This is a genomic window from Nonomuraea rubra (genome assembly GCF_014207985.1).
Lineage (GTDB): Bacteria > Actinomycetota > Actinomycetes > Streptosporangiales > Streptosporangiaceae > Nonomuraea > Nonomuraea rubra.
Genome location: NZ_JACHMI010000001.1, coordinates 1,803,450 through 1,823,401 on the forward strand (window position 1 = coordinate 1,803,450; position 19,952 = coordinate 1,823,401).

Genomic DNA, 19,952 nt, shown 5'->3' on the forward strand with positions numbered 1-19,952 from the left:
CAGCCAGTCCTGTGGGTGAAAACCAGGCGACAGAGGAGCCCTGGCCCTGCGGGGGCTCATGCGTCTGTTCGGCGTAGCTCGTACTGGTCACGAAGGGCATAGGTGGCCAGCATGGCGGGGGTGAGCAGGCAGACAGGTTGGGTGCCGTAGATGCGGGCCAAGAGGCGCAGGGTGTAAGGGGAGGGGCGCCGGCCTGTCTTCGGCCAGTTCTCGTACTCGTAGAGGCGCGATTCGCGCAGTCCCGCTCCAGCGGTGTTGGCGAGCCGGTGGAAGGCGTTGACCACCTGCGCAGCGGTGAGGCCGACGGCGTGGCGGTAGAGCCGGAGTGGGGTGGCGGGATGGTCAAGGTGCAGGACGATGGCGATCTGGTCGATGGTGAAACCGTGCTGGCGCAGGTAGCGGCTGCGGCGGCGGCAGTCGAGCAGCGTCTGGTATCCGCTTCCGGACATGCGTTGACGTCCCCTTCCTGTGGCGCGCGGGCGGCGCATGGTCCAGGGACGGTAGGCGGACTCTCGGGAGGGGCTCCAGTCTCCCGTGGGGGGATCGATCGGACGGACATGAGGGCCGTCGGTGGGTGGTGCGGGGCATGGCCGCAGGTCGGGGCGGGGTGGGGGCGGGGTTGCGGGTTGGGGGTGTGATTCGGGCGGCGAGGTGAGTGATCGTGCTGGTCGCTCCCGGACGTGCCGGGGACGTGACCCGAAGGGACCCGCCAGCATGGATAACCGAACGCAGCACCTCTCGGGCGAGCCGAGGCAGCTCCTCGCGCCGCGGACGCACGGGCAGCCGGGTGGGGAGGAGTTCCCGGATCTGGCGCCGGGGCTGGTGATGTCGACCTTCCGCTCCCGGACGGTGTGGGGCGGGATGGCCTGGCGGCAGGCGTTCCCGGGACGGGACGATCAGTCGGCGCCCGCGCGCCGCATGGTGGGCCAGCTGCTGGCGGACACCGGCCGGAGGCAGGACGCGGAGTGGGTGACGGCCGAGCTGGTCGCAAACGCGCTGCAGCACTCGCTTTCGGGTCACTCCTGTTCGGGGCAGGCACGGGGGTTCTTTGTGGTGGAGGTCCTGCGCGGCGTGGGCGTGGCCCGGATCGTGGTCAATGACCTGGGCGGGGGTTCGGTTCCGGACTTCGCTCGGACGCCGGGTTCAGTGCCGGAGCTGGCCGAGCATGGGCGGGGGCTGGTCGGGGTGGCTGAGCTGGCGGTCCGATTCGGGGTGGCAGGTGATGCGAGTACCGGGCATGCGGTGTGGGTTGAGCTGGCCCTCCCCGAGGAGGCGAGTGCGGCGACCACGGCGGTAGAAGTGGGTGATGCGGCCGGTGCTGGTGCGGGAGAGTCGGAGCCGGACGGTGGGGTCGAGGCAATGCCGGTGGCCTGCGGGACGGTCACCGAGGAAGCGGGACTCGTGGTGGTCTGTGGCGGCTTGTCGCCGGTGGGCTGTGGAGGAATCTCCGGTGAGGACCTGGGTGGAGGGGTGGGTGGTCCGCCGGTATCGGCCGGTGGAGCGGGCAACGCACCGGACCCGGATTGGGAGGAGGGTGGTTGGCCCGGACCCTTCCGGCCGCTTGCGGGAGGGGTGTCGGGGCAGGCGGCGGGTCAGGTGTCGGCGTTCGGTCAGGAGTCGTGGGCGCGGCAGGAGCTGGCTGGGCTGCGCGAGGACTGGCCGGGCTGGGCGTTCCTGGTGGTGCGGTGCCGGTGGATCGCGATGCGCGGCAAGCAGGTGGTGATCAGTGCGGCTGGGCCGCAGGAACTCCGTCAGGCCCTGCTATCCATCCCAGCAGGGCCGAACGTGACCGGGCTGTTGCCGGGGTCCGGATCGGCTGTGCCGGGCCTGGCTGAGGGTGGAGTGTCAGAACCTGGCCCGGTGCTGCCGCTGGTGGCCGAGCTGTTGGTGGGAGGACCTGATGTGGGTGGGGCGGGGGTAGGTGGCGCGCCACGATTGGGCTCGGAGTGTACGACAGGCCCCGGCGGCGATGGGGTGTGTGGGGGTGCCGGTATGGGGCTGAGCGGCATCGTGGCGGCGGTTGCGCCGCTGCCAGGGGTGTTGGCCGCTGATCGGTCGGGGACGGGCACGTGGGCTGTTGCTGCCGCTGATGTGACGCGGGCGCGTCAGTGGCCGAATGGATGGTCGTTGTGGCCGTGGGGCAAGCGTCGGGACCGATCTTGTTCAGCGGCGCATGTCGGGAAACAGGTTCGCCCGGCTGGCCGGGGCGAGCCGGAGCGAGGGCGTCGTCGCCGCCGGGTCCGGTCGAAGCCTGCCGCAGCGGTGCTGGCCGCTGCTGTTGCCGCCTGAACGGTGAGGTGCCCGCGTGTGATGGGCGGGGGTGTACCGGCTTGACACCTGGGGTGCAGGTGGGCGTTGATACCAGTCCGCCCATCCGGGGGCAGTGGTGCTGGACTCAGGACCTGGAGGGGGGTCGCCTCGCGTCGGCGGCGAGGCGAACTCGCCTGGGGCCACGCAGAAGGCCGTGTCAACCTCGGTTCCCCGGGTGCACTGTGCGGGCATGGGCGGCAGCGGAGGTCTGTCAGATGGGGGCAGATCTCCCTCCTGGAAATAGGGGTGGTGTTCCCTCTCGCGATTAAGGCCGCTACCCCGCGCAGGTGTTGTTTTCGCAGGTCTTCCCGGTTTCGGACAGTGCGCTGGACGGCCCGACTCGTCTAAAGACGAGTCCTTTGAATATGTGTGCGCATGCGTTGAGGGGCTGACCATGCTCGTGTCCTGCTCGCCGGCCGCCTTGTATCCCTTGGATCTTCCTGGACTGCCGACCCCTCGCCCGGCTCGCGGCTGGCCGTGAGCCGGCCTGGGTGGAGCGGGTGACGGGTGCGATGCGTGGCCGGGGACCCGTCGAGGCGGGTGTCGGGCTGGCGGCGCGGGGATGGTGCGGCCGGACACGCGGTCGCTGACGGTTGGCTGACCGCCGGGGGGGACGCGTACGGCCCCAGTGCCGCCATGGGGGCGGTACCGGAGCCGTGGGGTTACCGGGGCGGACTTACGCGGGCTTACGCGGTGGCGGGCATGTCGGCGCTGTCAGGCGTGTTCGTGTCGTTCGTGCCGTCCGGCGTGGTGGTGGGTGGGTGGAGGGCGACGTGGGCGGCGATCAGTTCGGCTACGTCGGCGGGCGGGGTGTCAGCGGGGATGTCGGTGACGGGGTAGGTGCCATCGGGGCCGGTGTGGCCGAGGTAGGTCCATTCGATCGTGAGCGGTGGCGCGAGGGGGGCGGCATCGGTGGCGGCATCGGCCGGGGGCAGCGTGATGATCAGTTGGACGAGGTGGTGGTCCGGTGAGCGGTAGAGCTGGTCGAAGGTGTCGCATGGCCGGTTTTCGTTGCGGTGGTGCCGGTTGCCCTGGGCGTGGCGTTGGTAGCCGTGTTGGGTCAGGGCGCGGGTGTAGGGCAGCGTGAGGGGCATGCACGCGGCGATGTCGGCGCGGTCGTGGTAGTAGTCGCCGAGGATGTCGGTCATGTGGGCGGCGATCAGGTAGAAGTCGGGCGGTGCGCCCGGCGTGCATGCCGGGCAGGTGGAGGTGTCTTCGCCGGGGTCGCACTTGCCTCCGAGGGTGAACATGTCCTCGTAGGTGCAGATCTCGAGGAGGCTGCCGTCGTCGCCGCGTTCGGCGCGGACGATGACGGGTTGCGCGTGGCGGTCGTCCCACATGATCGCCCATCCGGGGCCGTAGTTGGCTAGCGCGCGGGCGTGCGCGGGGCTGACCATGCGGCGGCGGGCGGCCGTGGTGGCGAGTGTCATGCGGTGTGTCATGTGGGTGTGCCTTTCGATGTCCCCGGCGTTTATTCCGGTGCCGTGTCGGCGGTGTTTACCGCCTAATTCAATGGACGCTCGACCCGCGTATGTTTGTCAACCGGGATGCGTATTAACCTCGCAGATTCTTTCGCGCGATATTCGGGTAATCGGGTACCGTTCGCCGTCGTCCGGTGAAATAGGTGAAGAGCTGGACGTGCGCCGGATGTCAAGCCAATCCCGTGAGTTTCCTGTGAGGTGTTTCGCCAGGTCGCCGGTTGGTTTGTTAGGTTAGCCTCTCCAGCCGTTGGGGTGACTAAATTTGTTGGCCGGTCGACTTGCTGTCTGCGTTATGTGCGAGGGATGGTCGTGACGCAAACGAAAAAACACCGGCCGGACGGGGCCGGTGTAGCGACCGGAAAGGGCGTCACGAAATGGCTATTCACATCGCGGAAATGACCGCTACCGACACCGCCCCCGCTGACGCGGAAACCGCCGCCGTCATTCCCGCCGACGCCGCGCCCCTGGCGGCCCCTGACGGCCCCGACGCCGCCGCCCCGGACACCGGCAATGCCCTGGACGCGGACGGGCGCGTGGCGGCGGTGTGGGTGGCGCTGAACGCCGAGCCGGGTTCGTCGGCCACGGTGATCGGGGCGGCGGCCGGGCTGAGCCGGATGGTGGCGGGCAAGATCCTCAACCAGTTCGAGGCCGAGGGGCGCGCCCGCCGTGAGCCGGGCGTGAGCGACGGTCAGACGCGGGGCCGCGCCGCTGACCGGTGGTTCCCGATCATCGCTGACACCTCCGTACCGACCGGCGCCGCTGACGCGTTGGGCCCGGTCCTGGAGCCGTCGGATGGCGCGCCCGGCGCGATCACCGTGCCGGAGGCGGAAACCCCGAACGCCGACGTGGTACTCGCCTCGGATGAGGAGGTGGTCCCCTCCGCCATTGTGTCGGCCGACCCGGCCATGGCGGACGAGCCGACCGGCGAGGCGGGCCTGGCCGAGGCGCCGGGTGGCCAGCCGGAGGGTCTGAGCGTCGACGACCCGGCCGGTCACGGTCCGGATCAGCTGGGCGGCGGAGACAGCTCGGTTCCCGACGCCGACATGTCCGAGGTGGTGTCGGAGTCGGTGGCCGATGATCCGGCATGGGTGCGGGCGCGGGCGGACCTGACGGAACTGATCGAATTGTTCGGCGGGGTGATCTCGGCACAGGATGACGGCAACGCCGTGATGGCGTTGGGGTGCCTGGAGATGGCGATGGCGAAGGTCGCTACGGCGCACCGTAACGCGCGCGCGGTGCTGACCGGCACCGACCCCGCCCCGGCCCGAGGTGGGACCGCCGTCCGTCCGGGAACCAGTGGCAGCGCCCCCGGTGGGGTGCGGCCGGGGGCGCTGCGGGATCGGGTGTACGCGCACCTGATCGAGTACCCGGGCAAGGACTTCACCCCGTACGAGATCGGCAAGGTGCTGGACGCCTCATCCGGTGCGGTGGCCAACGCGTTGGACCGGCTGGTCAACCTCGGCCTGGCGGTGCTGACCTGTGAGCGGCCCCGCCGGTTCGCCCTCACCCCCACCGACGCCCCGACCGGCGCCCCGTCCGAGGCCAGCGCGGCGGACACCTACACCGGCTGAACGAGGGTCAGGGCGGGCTATCCCATGTCGGCCCGCCCCGGACCCCGTAGCCCGGCCGGTCGCCCTACCGACGCCCACCGCAACCCACGGCCCACCCCCAGCTCACACGCCGGGCGGTAACACCGTCCGGCCACCCCGGGCCACCTCCATCGATCCCCGCTCCACTGGCCCTGACGCTGAGGGGCCAACCCCCACATCTGTTCGTCATCGCGTCTGTTTCGCCTGCCCACACATCAGAAAGGCCCTGTCATGGCTCACGAAATCGAGATCTTCGCCAACGGTTCGGCCGGGTTCGCCGCCGCCGGTAAGCCCGGCTGGCACGGGCTCGGCTACACCGCGCCTGGCCCGATGACCGCCGAGGACCTGCTGGTCAACGCCCAGCTCGCTGGATGGAACGTGCGCAAGGTGCCGGTCGGTCAGGTGACCGACCCCGTCACCGGACAGCCGGTCACCACGGATGAGGACTTCCTGGTGGTGCGCACCAACCCGGTCACCGGGGTGCCGGAACGGCTCGGCCGTGTCGGCAAGGAGTACGAGGTGTTGCAGAACGAGGAGGTGACCGCGTTCCTGCAGACCCTGGTGGATGAGTCGGGGGCGGTGTTCGACACCGGCGGGTCGCTGAACAACGGGCGGCGCATCTTCGTCACCATGCGGCTGCCCGAGCCGCTCATGGTGGGCGGGTTCGATCAGGTGGACCTGTACCTGGCGGCGTTCTCCCGGCATGACGGGTGGGGGTCGTTCGTGACCGTGGCGACCCCGGTCCGGGTCGTCTGTGCGAACACCGAACGGGCGGCGCTGGCCAACCACGCCTCGAAGTTCACCGTCCGGCACACCGGCCGGATGGCCGGGCGCATCGCCGAGGCCCGCGACGCGCTGAAGCTGACCTGGCGGCACGGTCAGGCGTTCGCCGCCGAAGCCGAGAAGCTCCTCGCGACCCCGATGACATTTTCCGAGTTCCGTCAGTTCACCAACGTCCTGTACCCGATCCCGCCGGGCGCGAAGGATCTGGCGCGCAAGAACCGCGAACTGACCCTGCGCCAGCTGGAGCACCTGTTCGCCCACGCGCCCACCCAAGAGCCGATCCGCAACACCCGCTGGGCCGCCTACAACGCGGTGACCGAGCGGCTGGACCACCGCAGCCCCGTGTTCGGCAGCCGGGACGTGGCGGCCGTGCGCGCGGAGCGGGCCCTGCTCGACGACCACGAGCACGCCAAGATCAAGACCCGCGCGTTCCGGCTCCTGTCCACCGCCTGACCCACAGCCCGTGGCATCCGGTACAGGCCCCAGCCCGGGGGCCGTACCGGACACCACCCCCGAACCCGCCGCACAGACCGTCCGGCGTGACCTCGGCTGCGCCCGGCCCCGGGCTGCCGGGCGGGCCACGCCAGGCCTCACGCCGCGTACGTCATCAACCGCTCACCGAAGGAGACCGTCATGGGACGACTCGAAGATCTAGCCGTTCACTACGCCAACGCCGCCCGCTGGGAACTGAGCCAGGCGCTCAACCGCATCGCCACCCTGGACGACGAGGGCACGTTGCACGACAAGGACCTGGCCCGGATCGCCTACGCCTACCAGCGGATGTCGTGGTGGCAGCAGGTCACCGACCTGACCCACGGCCGCGAGGACACCGTGGACGGTGCGACCGCGTTGCTCACCGTGCGGCAACGCGCCCAGGACCTGCTGATCAACGCCCGCCCGGTGAACAACGGCGGCTTGTTCGTCCTGGCGATGGCCGAGGCCCGCCGGGGCGGCGCGCGCGCCTTTCTCGACGCGACCGAGAAACTCGCCGACGCGCTCGCTCTCCTCTCCGATCACGACACCCGCCCGGCCGAAGGGATCACGCCCGCGACCGAACAGGCCCCGGCCGAGGGCCGCCGTCCGTGACGCCGCGCCCGGCGGGCGCGGCGTCGAGCCGCCAGCCGGGCGCTCACCCCATGACCCACCCCTCACCCATCCCTGCAACTCAGCGAAAGGACGACCACCGATGGATGACCCCTGCCAGCCCGGCACCCTGCCGCCACCCCGTCGCCCGGTCAGCATCACCGCCGCGCGGGACACCACCACCGGCCATCACGAACAAGCGTGGCCCTCATGCGATCAGCTGACCACCGAGAAGATCACCACTGTCCGTCACACCTGCTACACCGCGGCAGCCAAAGCGATCTTCGCCTTGCAGAACGGCCAACGGCTGACCGGCGAGCAGCTGTTCGTCACCGCCCACGCCCAGGCAGCACGCGCCTGGTGGGACCTGGTGCAGGAGGAGATCACCAGCAAGCAACTGAGCTCCGATCACGCCCTGCGGCGGGTGCGCTCCTGGGCCCGCCACTACCTCACCGCCGAACCTCCGGCCGCCCGGCCGGGCACGCTGTTCGATCACGCCCTCGCCCACGCCGCCCGCATGGCCGCCCGCGACTTCCTCAACGACAGCGGCCACCTGCTCACCCAGCACCTCATCCACCAGGCAGCCCATCCGGCGGCCCCCTCCGCCACACCCGCAGAACACGATCACCCTCGACCGGTCCACCCCACCCCGCCCGCACCGACGGTGGTGGCGCCGTGACCGAGCAGCCGACCACGCGAGCGCATCCCGGCGCTGGCGCGAACCCCGCAGGAAAGGACAGCACCGTCATGAACGACGCTCAGCAGCCCCCCGCCACCGGCACGCCGACCCCAGCGGTCCCGGCTTCGCTGGAGGCGATCATCGAGCAGGCCCGCAGCGCCCGCCAGCATCACACCGAGGACACCTTCCGGCGTCTGGGCCGGGGCGAGCGGCTGAGCGCCGAGCAGATCTACGACACCCTGCACGCGCACACCGTGTGTACCTGGTGGCTGCTGGTGGCCCGGCACATCGAGTACGCCGACAGCGGCGGCTTGCGCCGGTCCCAGACCATCGCCAGGTTCATCTCCTGGATCGCCCCCTACGCCACCGACCCCACCCCACCCGAACCCGCGACGCAGGCACCGGCATCCGGGGCGGACAGCGAGCGCGGCGCCGCCCTCGACCAGCTCGAGCGCAGCCTGGCGCTCATCCGGCAGAACGCCGCCCGCGCCTTCCTCACCCAAGCCGAGACACTCGCGCCGGCCTGCTCCCACCAGCAGACCCCCGACGCTTCTCCCGGGCAGGAGGCCACGGCATGACCCACCCCCACCCCAACCCCCACCGCACCGGCGACGCCACGTCCAGATCGGACCGGTCGGATAGCACAGGTGTGGAGGTCTTCCAGATGCTCGGCTGGCGCTGGGACATCACCAAGGCCAAGAAGCTCACTCAAGGCCGGGCCCCGGATGGATGGATCGTCCCTGAGCGGTGGGCGGCCATGATTCAGTTGATCGCCATCGACGCCGAGCACGCGACCCAGGTGGACCTGTCCGAGCCGTTGATCATGGCCACGGTACCGAACGGCGGCATGCTGATCATCGACGGCTGGCACCGCCTGTGCAAAGCTCTGGCCCTTGAGGTTGAGGAGCTGTTCGCCGTGGTCCTTACGGAAGAGGAGGAGCTCGCCTGCCGGATCTTCGACGACAAAGAGGAGGACGACGAGGACGAGGCGGAGGGAGAAAGGGAGGGGGACACGGCGGACGAGGATATGTTCGGTAGCGCCTGATCCGGTGGCGTAGGGGGTGCGCCCCGTCCAGCACAGAGAAAGTGCGCTGGCCGGGGCACACCTCCTCCGCCACCGGGTCTCATGACGTTAGCGGCTGAGCGGTCCCTGATAGACGAAGGTGCCCGCCTTGATCTGCGCGATGATCTTCTTGACATCCTTTGGCGGGCCCAACGGCGGGCTGGCGTCGGGGGCCGATCCGACCGGGCTGAGGCGGGAGGGGGGCTTGCTCGCCTCGGGCCTGGGCCTGATTTCTCTGGCGAGAGGTCCGCCGCCGTCGGGGGCGCCTGCTGGGCGGGGGTGGAGGGTGTGCCCGATGAGCCGGAGTACGGACTCGATGGGCAGTAGGTAGTCGATGAGGCTGGTCTCGTCGTCGTCTGACAGGGTGGGGTCGTCCGGCCGGTTGCGGTTGTGCAGGTCGACTTGTCCGGCCTTGGCGAGATGGTCGTAGAGCTGTCCTTCCAGCCACCCGGCCTCGCTGCTGTTGAGCGTCTCGTCCTCGTTGGACTCGTAGCGGATGAGCAACGCCCGATACCAGTGCGCGCGGTCCTTGAGCTGCTGCAGCACGCGATGGCGTAGTCCGGGGTTGGTGGCTTTGCCGACGTAGGCTCCCCACCGCCCCTGCGGGTTGGGCCGGTCGAGCAGGATGTAGGCGCCGGGGACGTTCCAGCCTTTTTCGAGGCGGTTGGCGTGGTCGCGGTCGAGCAGGAGCATGCCGGCGACCTTGTGCTTGGCGCGGATCTTGATCGGGTTGTTGAGGTCGTGGGAGAGGCTGACCACGAGCTGGGACGGGGCAAACCGCATCGCGCACACGAGGTGCCTCCTTTACCTGCGAACCTACGGAGATCTCCCGGACAGTATCGGATACATGCCTCTGCGTGACTGCGGGTTTCAGGAAGAAACGAGCAGCTCACCGCCGGATAGGTGCCATGCTGGTGGCGTTCTGGCTGGCGCTGTGACGGTCGTGGTTAGGCTGTCAGTCGCGTGATCAGTCGTGGCTGCGGCCGGGGATGCGGTGGGGCGTCCCCCAAGCCTGTGGGGGCCGTACGGCGGCCGCAGGGTGTTCCTCAGGGTCGGTGCTGAGCGGTGCCGTAGTGGCGTTGCAGCGGGTGTGGCGGTGGGTTAGCGGGGATCGGGTTGGCCGGTGACGGCGTGGGCGGTGGGACGGGTGAACCGATCAAGTCCCGCCGTTGATAACTGTCGATCTTTACCACGGTTCGGCGGTTGGGGGCGTGGATCATCTGGCCGCCTCCGAGGACGATGCCGACGTGTCCGGGGCCGTCGGCTTGCATGTTGAAGAAGGCGAGGTCGCCTGGTTGCTCTTGACCGGCTGGGATGGGTGGTCCGTGTCTCCATTGGTCGGCGGCGACGCGGGGGATGGTGATGCCGGCTGCTTGGTAGGCGCGCATGGTCAAGCCGGAGCAGTCGAACGCGTCGGGGCCTTCGGCGCCCCATATGTACCGTTTGTCGAGTTGGGCGTGCGCATACGTGAGGATGGCGGCGACCTGCTCGCCCGGCACGAGCGGGACGCAGGCCCCGGTCAGGGTATCGACGGTGTGCTGGGCGAGGGGCTCCCACTGCGCGTAGGCGTCGGGGAAGGCTGAGCGTTGGACGGCTTGGGCAGCTCGGGTGAGCGGGAGCTGCTCCCAGCGGGGCACCTTGGCCAGGCGCTCGTAGAAGGTGCTGGTGGCGTACCGGGGATCGAGGATCTGCTCCGTGGTTCCCCAGCCCTGCGAGGGGCGCTGCTGGAACAGGCCCAGGCTGTCGAGGTGGCCGTAGCGCAGGTTACGCAGCTGCGACTCCTGCAGAGCGGTGGCGACCGCGATGACGGCTGCCCGCGCGGGCAGGCCGCGCTCCAAAGCGACCTGGACGATGAGGGCGGTGTGCGTCTGCTGCTCGACGTCCAAGGCCAACGTGGAGGCCACGCTGGTCGATGCGTCGGCCGCGACCGACCCGCCCGCTGTGCTGCTCGTTGGGCTGCTGGTCGTCGCGGGTGTGATTGCGCAGGCCAGGCCGCCGGGTGTCCCGGAGCCGGTGAGGATGCTGGTGGCGGCCGCGATGAACGCGCAGATGAGGAGCAGCAGGAGGGCGGCGCCGGCCGCGGCGGCCTTCACCTGCTCTCGGTCTCGTCCTGGAAGATGCGGTCGAGGAACTCGTCGTCGTTGTCGTCGGTGGCGGTGTTCTGTTCGGGGTCTTGGCCGAGGGTGAGATGTGGCCAGCCGTTGTCGAGGTCGGCCAGCCGCAGGCGTGCCTGTCCCGGCTCGGTGGGGATGGGCAGCCAGACGGGTCCGGCGGGTCCGTCGCCGTGGGTGGTGTGCACGGCGGTGGCGATCGGAAGGTCGCTGCTGGTGAGGAGTTTGCGCAGGTTGGTCTCGCGGGTGGGATTGGGCAGCCAGAACAGCAGCGGGGTGGTGATGCCGGTGGCATCGGCGAGGTCGCGGTAGTCGTGGAGCTTGTCGGCGACACGTTTGAGGGTTTCGGTGCCAGTGTCGTGTTCGAGGAAGAAGTCGATCTGGTGGCCGCTCTCCGACCAGCAGCCGTAGGCGTCAGGGCGGGCCAGGTCACCCCACCTTTCGGCGCACTGCTTTTCTGACAGCCAGGCTCGCAGGGCGGCGTGCGGGGTGTGGCGGGCGAGGCTGTGCAGGTGGGAGAAGAAGTCGTTGACGCCGACCTGGTGGTTCAGGCGTGAGGAGACGGCGACGGGGATGTCGGGGTTGTAGCCGAGTTCTTTGAGAGGGATGCCGTGGCGGGCGGCCAGGGCGGCGGCTCCGGCCTTGCCGAGGGCCCAGTGGATGGGAGCCGAGCCTGCGCCGTATCCGGCCCAGGGGCGGAAGCGGGTGACGGCGTTGAGCTGGAACAGGATGGTCATGCGGGCGCGGGTGGCTTGGGCGATGGTGAAGAACATGCGCTGCAGCTGGTGGGTGGTCAGGACGCGGTGGCGGTGCAGATGGTCGAGGATCTGGTAGTCGCGCTCCGTCAGCCGCGCGGAGAGCGTCATCAACGCGGTGTGATCGAGCCTGGGCTGGGCTGCCGGGATGGGCTGGATCGCGAACCGGGGCAGCTTGCGAGCTGCCGCTCGGCGGGTGGCGGGCTGCTGGGCCGGCTGGCAGGTGCACGAGCAACCGCAGGGCTTATCGGACATGGCGAACCTCCGTGACGTGGTCGGACAAGGGCGTGGGATCGGATCAAGAGCGGCTGGAGGCTGAGGGCGCGCCGGGGTCACCCTCACGAGAGGCATGGCCGGACGCTCTGCCTGCGGTTGATTCGGGTGCCTGGCCTGCTCGCCGGGCAACCACCGTTCCCGTGAACCGCTGGCAAGATGCTTGGCGGACCGCTTCTGCGCGGCCCTCGACCAGGGCAGGAAGGGGCCGGGTGCGCAGGGTGAAGGCGGAGGTCTGCTGGCCGTCGATGATGAGGCGGGCGGCGGCTTGGTAGGCGCCGAGGTGGGTGAGGTCGTGCGGGCTGATCAGCGGGGCGGTGTGGTGCTTCAACTCGTTCGCGTCCTTGGGAGAGGCGTTGAAGTAGATCTTGTTGCGGGCGTCGGCTGAGAGCGCTTCGCGAAGGTCGGCAGGGAGCTGGTCGAGGTGCTGGTGGGCCAGTACGAGGGAGAGGCGGTAGCCGCGTGCCTCGGCGAGCACGTCATTGACGTGGCCAGGCAGGTTCAGGAAGTTGTGGCACTCATCGATCACGAGCGAGGCATCCGGCCTGTCCGGCTCGGCCAGGGTGGAGCGGCGGGTAGCGGCTTGCCAGGTGTGCGCGAGCAGGATGGAGCCGAACAGCCGGGCGGCGTCATCGCCCAAGATGCCTTTGGGCAGGCGGGCCAGGATGAGGCCGCCTCGGTCGAGGAGCCGGCCAATGGGCACGGTGGTGTCCGGGCTGGCAGCGCCTGCCGCACGAACGGGCGGAGCAGGACAGCGCGGAGCTTGTTCATCACCGGGCCGATGACGGTCGCCTGCCCGGCTGGGGTGAGGGCTTCGTAGGAGTCCCAGAAGCCGGCCAGCAGCTCATCACGCAGCTCAGCCGTGGTGCGGGCACGGAACGCCGCATCGGTCAGCAGCCGGGGCACGTCGGCCAGGGTGGCCTTGCGGCCTAGGACGCTGGTCAAGGTCAGGCAGGTGGAGCGGAGCAGGTCATCCACCCGCGGCCCCCAGGCGGAGGAGAAGCAGCGGTGAAAGATGGTGACGACGGAGTCGACGGCGAAGGCCGGATCGCGCCCGGCGAGGATGTTGATCGAGGGCGGCGGCGCGGGGTCTTGCGGGTCGAACACGACCGTCTTGCCGACCGCTCGTTGCGGGAGCCGGTTGAGGATGTCGGTGACCAGGTCACCCTTCGGGTCGATGACCAGGGCGCCTCGGCCCGCTGCCGCGTCAGCCAGGACCATGTTGGCGAGCAGGGTGGATTTGCCGACGCCGGTGCCGCCGAGGACATGGGTGTGGTGGCGTGCGTCGGCCACGGGTAGCGCTACGGGGCGCGGTGGGCCGCTGTCGGCGTCGCCCAGGATGCGGGCGGTTCCGCCCGCCGTGGTGCGGGGTACGGCCGGGGACGGCGCTACCGGGCGGGCTCCGGCGCGGGTGATGCCGGGGGCGTCGATGTCCCACGGCAGGTGGGCGAGCGCGGCCAGTTCGGCCACCGACAGCAGGTAGCCGGAGTCCAGGCGCCGCGAGGTGACCACGCGTCGGGCGCGCCAGAGACGGGCTCGGCGCAGGTACTGGTGACTGTCGGTGTACAAGGCGAAGACGCCGGCCAACGCGTGCGCATGGCCGCGCAGCCAGCCACGAGCCAGATCAGCAGGCTCCCGGCGGACTGGCGCCGTGGAGAGGGGTTCGCGGCTGGTGGCGACGGCGTAGCGAAGGGCCACGGTGTAGCGCGACTGGCCCGCCTTGGCGAGGATGGCGCGGACTTGTTCGGCGCGTTCGGGGAAGTCGCGGGCCAGGTCGCCGGGACGGTGGTGATCGCGAGCGTCGGGCAAGGGGAGGACCTCGTCGAAGACGCGGCCGAAGAGGCGGCGGCTCCCTCCGCCGCGCAGGTGAGCGGCTGCCCGGTAGGCGTGCCGCAGCCGCCTGCCTGTCGTCGGACGGGCCAGCACCTGCACCACGGCGTGCTCGCCCTCGCGCAGTCCGCCCATGGCTTCCAGCAGCGAGCGGACGGGGTCGTGATCGTGGTCGGTCTTGAGCGGGAGATGCTCGGGCGCGGCCAGCATCAGCCGACCGCCCGCGACCTCGGCTTCCACCGGCAGGGGCGAGCTGGCGGGGCCGGTCGTGGTGGTGGCTCCCGGCCAGGCGGCTTGGACGGCCTTCTCCACGATGCCCGGCGGGATGGTGCCGGGCACCCACAGCCGGATCCGGACGCCCGCGTCGCTGCCGCAATACTCCCACACCAGGTGCGGCTGGCCGGCCAAGGCGCGTTTCCACGCGGGCCGGAGCAGGCCGACGAGCTGCCGCCACAACACCACGGCGCCTTCCGGATCGCTGCGCGGCGGGCTGGAGATTTCGATCAGGCGGGCGTCGGGCGTCATGCCGGCCTGCTGGAGCCAGCCGAGCACGTAGCGTACGGCAGCCGTCACCGCCCATAGTGCGGAAGCGGCCGCTGCGAGGCTAGGCCCGTAGGTAAGGGCGAGTTCAGGCAGGCGGGTGGGCAACTCGGCGAGAAAGTCGAGGGCGGTCTGGACATTGTGGTCGTCGATGTCGCACAGCAGGCACGGCCCCTCCTGGAGGGCCGATGGGGTGGCGGTCATAGCGGGTCGCCTTCCTCGTCCTCGTCTGGGCCGCCGGTGTTCTCGGTGAAGCCTGGCGGGCCTGGCGGTTGCGCTGCTGGTGCTGGGAGCGGGTGGTGTGGATCGTGCTGGTCGAGTTGGGCGAGGATCTTTGGGTCTGTTGTCGCTAGCGCCGCCTCGGCAGGTGAAGCGACGATGCTCAGGGCGATCCGGTTGGCGGGGTCGGCGACCAGGAGCGCTTCGCCTCTTTCGGCGGCGAGCAGGAACTGGCGTTCGCCGTCGGTCAGGTCGAAGGCGTCCCCGACCGCGCCGATGGCTTGCGGTGCTTGGCGGAGCAGGACCTGGCTGGCGGCGTTGGCCACGATCGCCTGGCCGAGCTCGGAGCCGAGCAGGTCTGCGGCGTCCTGGGTGACGACGGCGAGTCCGGCCCAGTGCTTGCGCGCCGCCTTGGCCATTCGGAACAGGAAGCGGGCGCCTTCCGGTTCCTTCATCAGCAGCCATGCCTCGTCCACGACGACAAGGCGCTTTCGGCGGTCGTGCGGGTTGGCAATGCGCCGCCAGATCGCATCGAGAGCGAGCAGGGTGCCGACTGCCTTCATCTCCTCGGGCAGGTTCCGCAGGGAGAAGACGGTCAGATGCCCGGCCGGGTGGGTGGTGGTGGGGCCGTCGAACAGCTCCCGGTAGGAGCCGGTGACGTACGGGGCGAGCTGCGCGGCCAGGTCCGTCCCCGTCTGACCGCTCGTCTTTCCGGTAAGCGTGGTGACCAGATCAGCGAGAAGCGGCGCCGGACGCGTCCAGGTGGTGGGATCGCGGGTGATCCCGGCGGCCTCGTAAGTGGCGATGATCGCGGCATCCAGGGTCGCTCGCGCCTGCGGGGTGAGCGGAGTGCCGCCGAGCATGGTGGCGATGAGGGTTTGAAGGAACATGGACCGCCGGGACAGCACGTCATCACGTGCTCCGTGGCTGACGGGCAGATCGAGCGGGTTCCACCGCACTCCAGAGGCGCCGAGCCGCAGGTGCGTGCCGCCGACGGCGTGCGCCAGGCGGGCGTATTCGTCTTCGGGGTCGACGACGGCGACCTCGACTCCCTGATAGAGCAGGCGCAGGGCTTCGAGTTTGGTGAAGAAGCTCTTGCCCGCGCCGGAACGGGCCAGGACGACGGAGTTGTGGTTGTCCTGGGCGAAGCGATCCCACACAATGACGCCGGAGCCGGTGGCGCTCAACCCGTACAGCACTGCGCTCTCACCGGCGTCCGCCGGGAGGTCGGGGGAGGCGAACGGGAAGGCCGCCGCCAGCGCGGTGGTGTCGAACGTCCGCGTCACGCGCAGGGAATCAACCCCCAACGGGAGGCTGGTCGTCCACCCCTGCAAGACCCGAAACGTCGCCGGTTGGGCATCGAGCAGCAGGGACGACGCCAGCGCCCGGACCCGCTCCACCTCGGCGGCCAGCTCTGGCTCCGATGGAGCGGTGACCGTCAGGTAGAGGCCGACCTTGAACAGGCGGCCGTGGCCTCGGGCCAGCTGGTCGGCCAACTGGGTGGCGTCGTCGGCGGCGGCTTCGGCGGCGAAATCTTGCAGTCGGCCCTGAGCGGCGTCGGAGCGGCTGGCCGATTCCAGACGGGCGAGCTGCCGGCGCAGCCGCATCGCGGCGACCTGCTGCGGGATCGGTTCGATGTGCAGGGACACGTCCAGGTGGCCGGGGTAGGTCAGCAAGGGTTCCAGCCACCCCGCGCCGACCTCGCGCGGATAGCCGGTGATGGCGAACGACGCGCAGACGGCGCTGGGCAAGGTCAGGGTTCTGACGCCGACGTGCGCCGACCCCGGATGGGCGAGGACGCTGGGCTGGTGGTCGCGCTGGCGGCGGCGTAGCTTCACGGCGTACTCCCCGTGGTTGAGGTGATCAGTTCGTCGGGCAGGACCTGGCCAGCGGGGTGCCGGCCACCGGGGTCGAGGCATTCGGCCAGTGCTTGGCTGGCCGCATCGGCGTCGAGCACCCGGGCGGCCACGCCGAGCGCGGCCAGGCTGCGCTCGGCTTCGGCGGCGTGCCGCAGGACGACGGCGGCGCAGGTGTCCCGGCGTACCGAGCGGCGTCCCTTGTTGCTGGCCGGGTGCTCGCGGAGCACGACGAGCACCTGCCGGCACAGCAGCTTGCTGGAGCTGTTCAGCTCGGCCAGATACTCGGCGTGCTCGCGGGCGGCGTGGGCCAGCGCAGGGTGCGGCAGCACCTGCGCTTGTTGCTCGACGGTCTGGGCCAAGCCGGACAGGTCGGCGGGGCGAGCCCGGGCGAGGATCTGCACGGGTGCCTCCAGCGAGTTCAGCCACCGGCCGAACGCCCCCACCAGGGCCGCCTGCTCGCCGGTAGTGCGTAGATGGAAGGACAGGGTGCTCGTCTCGACCAGGACAGCTACGCCTCCGTCGGCGAGCTCGAGAGCACCGTCGGTGCGGATCGCCCGCACCGGCAGGCGGAGCGGGGCAGGCAGCGTTCCGCGCAACCGGCACCACTGGGGCGGTTCGATGATTCCCTCGGGCGCGGCTACCAGTCGTTTGCTGGCGCGGGTGTGGAGCAGGGCGGCCAGGGTGAAGCGGTCGAGGCTGAGCCCGTCACGGCGGCCGAGCGCGATGGCCAGGCCGAGGGCCAGCAGCGGCAGGACGATGGCGGCGAGGATGACGATCGGCAGGAGATGGTGGAACAGGTAGTAGACGGCGGCGGCGATGCCACCGGTCAGGGCGATGATGAGGATCTGGCGGAGGTTCAGCCCGTAGGCGATCTTGTCAGGGCGGTTGAGGTCGGCGGGTATGTTCGTGATCAGCGGTTCGGGCTCGTTCACTGGCCGTCCTTCCGGCGGGGCGGAGGATCAAGGCGGAGCTGGAGTTGCCGGGGCCGGGGCGGCCGGGTGGGCATGCCGGGCAGCATCGGCTGGGTCCAGGGCGGTTTCGGGCGGATCCACGGGCCCGTCGACGTGGCCGGGACAGAGGGCGCGGGTGGGCGGGGCACGCGGGTGACCGGAAACGGCAGGGCGAGCTGGCGTCCCCGCGCGGTGGATGTGCCTGGCCGCCGCGATCCCGGGCCCGTGGTGGTGGGCGAGAGGTTGAGCGGCAACTGGAGCTGCTGGTGTGCGCGTGGTCCGACCGGGTTGGGTGTGTTCACCGGTGGTGTTCCTCCTGTCGTGGTGGGTGCGCCGGTGGGCTGTGCGCCTGGTCCGCCACGCGGCCGGGGCCCTGCAGGGCCCCGCCGTCTGCTGCCAGGGGTGCCGGGCGGTCGGCCGGGCCGGTGCGCGGTCTTGGCCTTGGCAGTGGTACGGGCGGCTCGGCCGCCCTTTCCCAGCGCGGTCTTGGCCAGGCCGAGGGTCTTGTAGACAATCAGCGCCTTGACCAGGCGATTGAGCAGCTGGGGTTGGGCGGGCTGCCAGACGGAGCGGGCCACCCAGCCGGGAATCTTGATCAGGATGAACAGCAGGCCGATCAGCACCAGGGTGTCGATGACGCGCATGACGATCGGTTTCACCGCTGCCAGGACCGGCTGGTCGGGGCCGGTGGTGAAGGCGTCGGTGGCGTCGGTGAAGTACACCTTGAACGCCAGAATCAGCACGAGTGCCTGCAGTACCTGCATGACCAGGACGCCGGTGAAGGCGCGCCACCACAGCCGGGCGATGTGCTCGGTTTGCGGCAGCGCGTGACACAGCAGCGCGAGCGGCGCCGCGATCATCAGGAACAGCAGCAGCGCGATCCGTACGACCGCGATGAAGGCCAGGATGAGGCCCATCACCACCGCGATCGCGACCATCCAGATGAAGAACATCTGCGGAGCCGCCAGCTGGCCGACCGGGTTGGCGAGCTTGTTGGCGATCAGGTCGCCCGCCCGGCCCGCGTCGACGCCGTCGCCGAGCAGTGCGGCGACCAGGCCGTTGGCCAGCTCGATGGCGTACTGGCAGAGGGTGAGCGAGAAGTTGAGCGTGATGGCGGCGACCACCAGACGGGGTGCGACCTCGGCGGCGGTAGTGGAGGTCTGCACGCTGCCGTACGCCATCACAATCACTCCGCCTGCCAGCACGAACAGCACCAGCAGCGCGTTGGCCACCACCCGCACGTGCGCGGACAGCTCCTGCACCCGTTCCACCATGTCCGGCGGCGGCGCGGATAGCAGCAGCGTGCCCACGGTCTGGAAGGCCGGCTGGATCGCCTCGGTGACGATCGAGTTGAACCAGCCGTTCAGCGCCCGGTTGATCTTGCAGCCGAAGTCCAGCCAGCCGCACTCCTCCGCCCCGCCGTCCGGCTGCGGCGTCGGCTCGGAGGCAGGCTGCGGTTCCGATGCCGGAGTGGTGGGCCTTGAACTCGGCTGCGGGTGCGGTGGTGGCGTGAGCATTGGCCCGGTCGGCGTCGACGGCGTCGATCTCGCAGCAGGTGTGGCGGGCGATGTGGGCTGCGGGTTCGAGGTTGGTGAGGGCGCTGGTGGCGGATCTGGCTCGGCGGTGGCTTGAGTGGCGGTGACGGTGAGCGTGATGGCGATGATGGCGAGGATGTGCGCCAGGCAGCGCTGGACGGTCAGGAGCGTGCTCGCCGTGGGCGGACAAGGCGGCGGGTGGCGGGTCACGGTCAGGAACCCACGATGCCCTTGAGCACGCTGACCAGCAGCGGTGCGAGCACGGCGATGCCGTAGCCGAGCGCGGCGTAGCGCAGGGTCTTCTTGGCCGCCTCGACCTCGCCCGGGTCGCCGCCGGCCAGGATGTAGCGGACCCCGCCGACGGTCAGGAACAGGGTGGCCAGGGCGACCAGCAGGCCGACGATGACGTTGCGCAGGTTGTCGATCACCGCATTCAGCGAGGCCGGCGCGGCCAGAACCGCGCCCGTGACGGGAGCAGTGATGGCGGCGGGCACGGAGCTTGCGGCGGTGACGGCGTGGGCCAGGGCGTATTCGAGCAGGGTGCCCAGGACGATGCCGCCGAGGATGGTCAAGGCGATGAGCACGATCTTGAGGCTGTGGGCTTGGGACGATGCGGTGGTGCGGCGCTGGCGGGATGTCATGTGCTGCCTCCCAGACGGTGGCGGGTGCGGGTCGGATGACGGCGGGTGGTGAGGGCGGCGCGGAGGTGCCGGCCGGTTGCGAGACCGGGTGGGCGTCCTCCTTCAGTGGGCGGGGCTGGATGGGCTGGGCCGGGTGACAGGGACCGGTGACCAGGTACGGGTCTCGCTGCCGGGCCGGCGCCCTCCGCGCTGCCTTCTCACCTGCTAAAAGACCTGGGTGAACGGCCGAGTTAGGACATGAGGGCCAGCGG

General features: G+C 70.3%; 18 protein-coding genes. 7 read left to right on the forward strand and 11 right to left on the reverse strand.

Annotated features, from left to right (window positions below):
• Positions 1-56: 56 nt before the first annotated feature.
• Positions 57-449 (reverse strand): hypothetical protein, encoded by a 393-nt coding sequence (locus HD593_RS08435; protein ID WP_185101631.1) that lies wholly within the window; start codon positions 447-449, stop codon positions 57-59.
• A 265-nt stretch (positions 450-714) separates the two neighbouring features.
• Between HD593_RS08435 and HD593_RS08440 the strand changes: the two genes are divergently transcribed.
• A complete protein-coding gene (locus HD593_RS08440; protein ID WP_185101632.1) occupies positions 715-2,289 on the forward strand; it encodes an ATP-binding protein in 1,575 nt (524 codons plus the stop codon).
• Between the two features lie 707 nt (positions 2,290-2,996).
• Here HD593_RS08440 and HD593_RS08445 read toward each other — a convergent pair.
• Positions 2,997-3,740, reverse strand: a complete 744-nt coding sequence (locus HD593_RS08445) for a hypothetical protein (protein WP_185101633.1) — start codon at positions 3,738-3,740, stop codon at positions 2,997-2,999.
• 446 nt (positions 3,741-4,186) lie between these two features.
• Here HD593_RS08445 and HD593_RS08450 point away from each other — a divergent pair, with 446 nt between their 5' ends.
• From HD593_RS08450 to HD593_RS08475, 6 genes are all read left to right on the forward strand, one after another.
• Entirely contained in the window at positions 4,187-5,362 is a 1,176-nt protein-coding gene (locus HD593_RS08450; RefSeq protein WP_185101634.1) for a hypothetical protein, read from the forward strand.
• 249 nt (positions 5,363-5,611) lie between these two features.
• Positions 5,612-6,616, forward strand: coding sequence for a DUF932 domain-containing protein (locus HD593_RS08455; protein WP_185101635.1), 1,005 nt, complete (start codon positions 5,612-5,614; stop codon positions 6,614-6,616).
• A 180-nt stretch (positions 6,617-6,796) separates the two neighbouring features.
• Positions 6,797-7,249, forward strand: a complete 453-nt coding sequence (locus HD593_RS08460) for a hypothetical protein (RefSeq protein ID WP_185101636.1) — start codon at positions 6,797-6,799, stop codon at positions 7,247-7,249.
• 100 nt (positions 7,250-7,349) lie between these two features.
• Complete coding sequence (locus HD593_RS08465; protein ID WP_185101637.1) at positions 7,350-7,925, forward strand: hypothetical protein; 576 nt, start codon at positions 7,350-7,352, stop codon at positions 7,923-7,925.
• Positions 7,926-7,993: 68 nt separating this feature from the next.
• Entirely contained in the window at positions 7,994-8,503 is a 510-nt protein-coding gene (locus tag HD593_RS08470) for a hypothetical protein (RefSeq protein WP_185101638.1), read from the forward strand.
• A complete protein-coding gene (locus tag HD593_RS08475; RefSeq protein WP_185101639.1) occupies positions 8,500-8,970 on the forward strand; it encodes a hypothetical protein in 471 nt (156 codons plus the stop codon). The genes HD593_RS08470 and HD593_RS08475 overlap by 4 nt, the downstream gene beginning before the upstream one ends.
• An 87-nt stretch (positions 8,971-9,057) precedes the next feature.
• On the opposite strand, the gene HD593_RS08480 is transcribed toward HD593_RS08475, so the two are convergent.
• From HD593_RS08480 to HD593_RS08520, 9 genes are all read right to left on the reverse strand, one after another.
• Positions 9,058-9,780, reverse strand: coding sequence for a GIY-YIG nuclease family protein (locus HD593_RS08480; RefSeq protein ID WP_185101640.1), 723 nt, complete (start codon positions 9,778-9,780; stop codon positions 9,058-9,060).
• Positions 9,781-10,034: 254 nt separating this feature from the next.
• A complete protein-coding gene (locus HD593_RS61175) occupies positions 10,035-11,081 on the reverse strand; it encodes a C40 family peptidase (protein WP_185101641.1) in 1,047 nt (348 codons plus the stop codon).
• On the reverse strand, positions 11,078-12,109 hold the full coding sequence (locus HD593_RS08490; RefSeq protein WP_185101642.1) for a replication-relaxation family protein: 1,032 nt from the start codon (positions 12,107-12,109) through the stop codon (positions 11,078-11,080). Before HD593_RS08490 ends, HD593_RS61175 begins: the two co-directional genes overlap by 4 nt.
• A gap of 43 nt (positions 12,110-12,152) precedes the next feature.
• A complete protein-coding gene (locus HD593_RS08495) occupies positions 12,153-12,656 on the reverse strand; it encodes a type IV secretory system conjugative DNA transfer family protein (protein ID WP_185101643.1) in 504 nt (167 codons plus the stop codon).
• Entirely contained in the window at positions 12,653-14,701 is a 2,049-nt protein-coding gene (locus HD593_RS08500) for a type IV secretory system conjugative DNA transfer family protein (protein ID WP_185101644.1), read from the reverse strand. Before HD593_RS08500 ends, HD593_RS08495 begins: the two co-directional genes overlap by 4 nt.
• Positions 14,698-16,554 (reverse strand): VirB4 family type IV secretion system protein, encoded by a 1,857-nt coding sequence (locus HD593_RS64250; protein WP_312903395.1) that lies wholly within the window; start codon positions 16,552-16,554, stop codon positions 14,698-14,700. The genes HD593_RS08500 and HD593_RS64250 overlap by 4 nt, the downstream gene beginning before the upstream one ends.
• A complete protein-coding gene (locus HD593_RS08510; RefSeq protein WP_185101646.1) occupies positions 16,551-17,507 on the reverse strand; it encodes a PrgI family protein in 957 nt (318 codons plus the stop codon). The genes HD593_RS64250 and HD593_RS08510 overlap by 4 nt, the downstream gene beginning before the upstream one ends.
• Positions 17,504-19,042 carry a TrbL/VirB6 family protein gene (locus tag HD593_RS08515; protein ID WP_185101647.1) on the reverse strand — a complete coding sequence of 513 codons (1,539 nt, stop codon included), beginning with the start codon at positions 19,040-19,042 and terminating at the stop codon, positions 17,504-17,506. The genes HD593_RS08510 and HD593_RS08515 overlap by 4 nt, the downstream gene beginning before the upstream one ends.
• A 230-nt stretch (positions 19,043-19,272) precedes the next feature.
• Complete coding sequence (locus HD593_RS08520; RefSeq protein WP_221524661.1) at positions 19,273-19,701, reverse strand: pilin; 429 nt, start codon at positions 19,699-19,701, stop codon at positions 19,273-19,275.
• Positions 19,702-19,952: the final 251 nt, after the last annotated feature.

Bases quoted from the DNA above. Each gene is read 5' to 3' on its own strand.
- HD593_RS08440 (WP_185101632.1), top strand. From the start codon at position 715: ATGGATAACCGAACGCAGCACCTCTCGGGCGAGCCGAGGCAGCTCCTC.
- HD593_RS08450 (WP_185101634.1), top strand. From the start codon at position 4,187: ATGACCGCTACCGACACCGCCCCCGCTGACGCGGAAACCGCCGCCGTC.
- HD593_RS08445 (WP_185101633.1), bottom strand. From the start codon at position 3,740: ATGACACTCGCCACCACGGCCGCCCGCCGCCGCATGGTCAGCCCCGCG.
- HD593_RS08455 (WP_185101635.1), top strand. From the start codon at position 5,612: ATGGCTCACGAAATCGAGATCTTCGCCAACGGTTCGGCCGGGTTCGCC.
- HD593_RS08435 (WP_185101631.1), bottom strand. From the start codon at position 449: ATGTCCGGAAGCGGATACCAGACGCTGCTCGACTGCCGCCGCCGCAGC.
- HD593_RS08470 (WP_185101638.1), top strand. From the start codon at position 7,994: ATGAACGACGCTCAGCAGCCCCCCGCCACCGGCACGCCGACCCCAGCG.
- HD593_RS08500 (WP_185101644.1), bottom strand. From the start codon at position 14,701: ATGACCGCCACCCCATCGGCCCTCCAGGAGGGGCCGTGCCTGCTGTGC.
- HD593_RS08475 (WP_185101639.1), top strand. From the start codon at position 8,500: ATGACCCACCCCCACCCCAACCCCCACCGCACCGGCGACGCCACGTCC.
- HD593_RS08460 (WP_185101636.1), top strand. From the start codon at position 6,797: ATGGGACGACTCGAAGATCTAGCCGTTCACTACGCCAACGCCGCCCGC.
- HD593_RS08520 (WP_221524661.1), bottom strand. From the start codon at position 19,701: ATGACATCCCGCCAGCGCCGCACCACCGCATCGTCCCAAGCCCACAGC.
- HD593_RS08465 (WP_185101637.1), top strand. From the start codon at position 7,350: ATGGATGACCCCTGCCAGCCCGGCACCCTGCCGCCACCCCGTCGCCCG.
- HD593_RS08515 (WP_185101647.1), bottom strand. From the start codon at position 19,042: ATGCTCACGCCACCACCGCACCCGCAGCCGAGTTCAAGGCCCACCACT.
- HD593_RS08490 (WP_185101642.1), bottom strand. From the start codon at position 12,109: ATGTCCGATAAGCCCTGCGGTTGCTCGTGCACCTGCCAGCCGGCCCAG.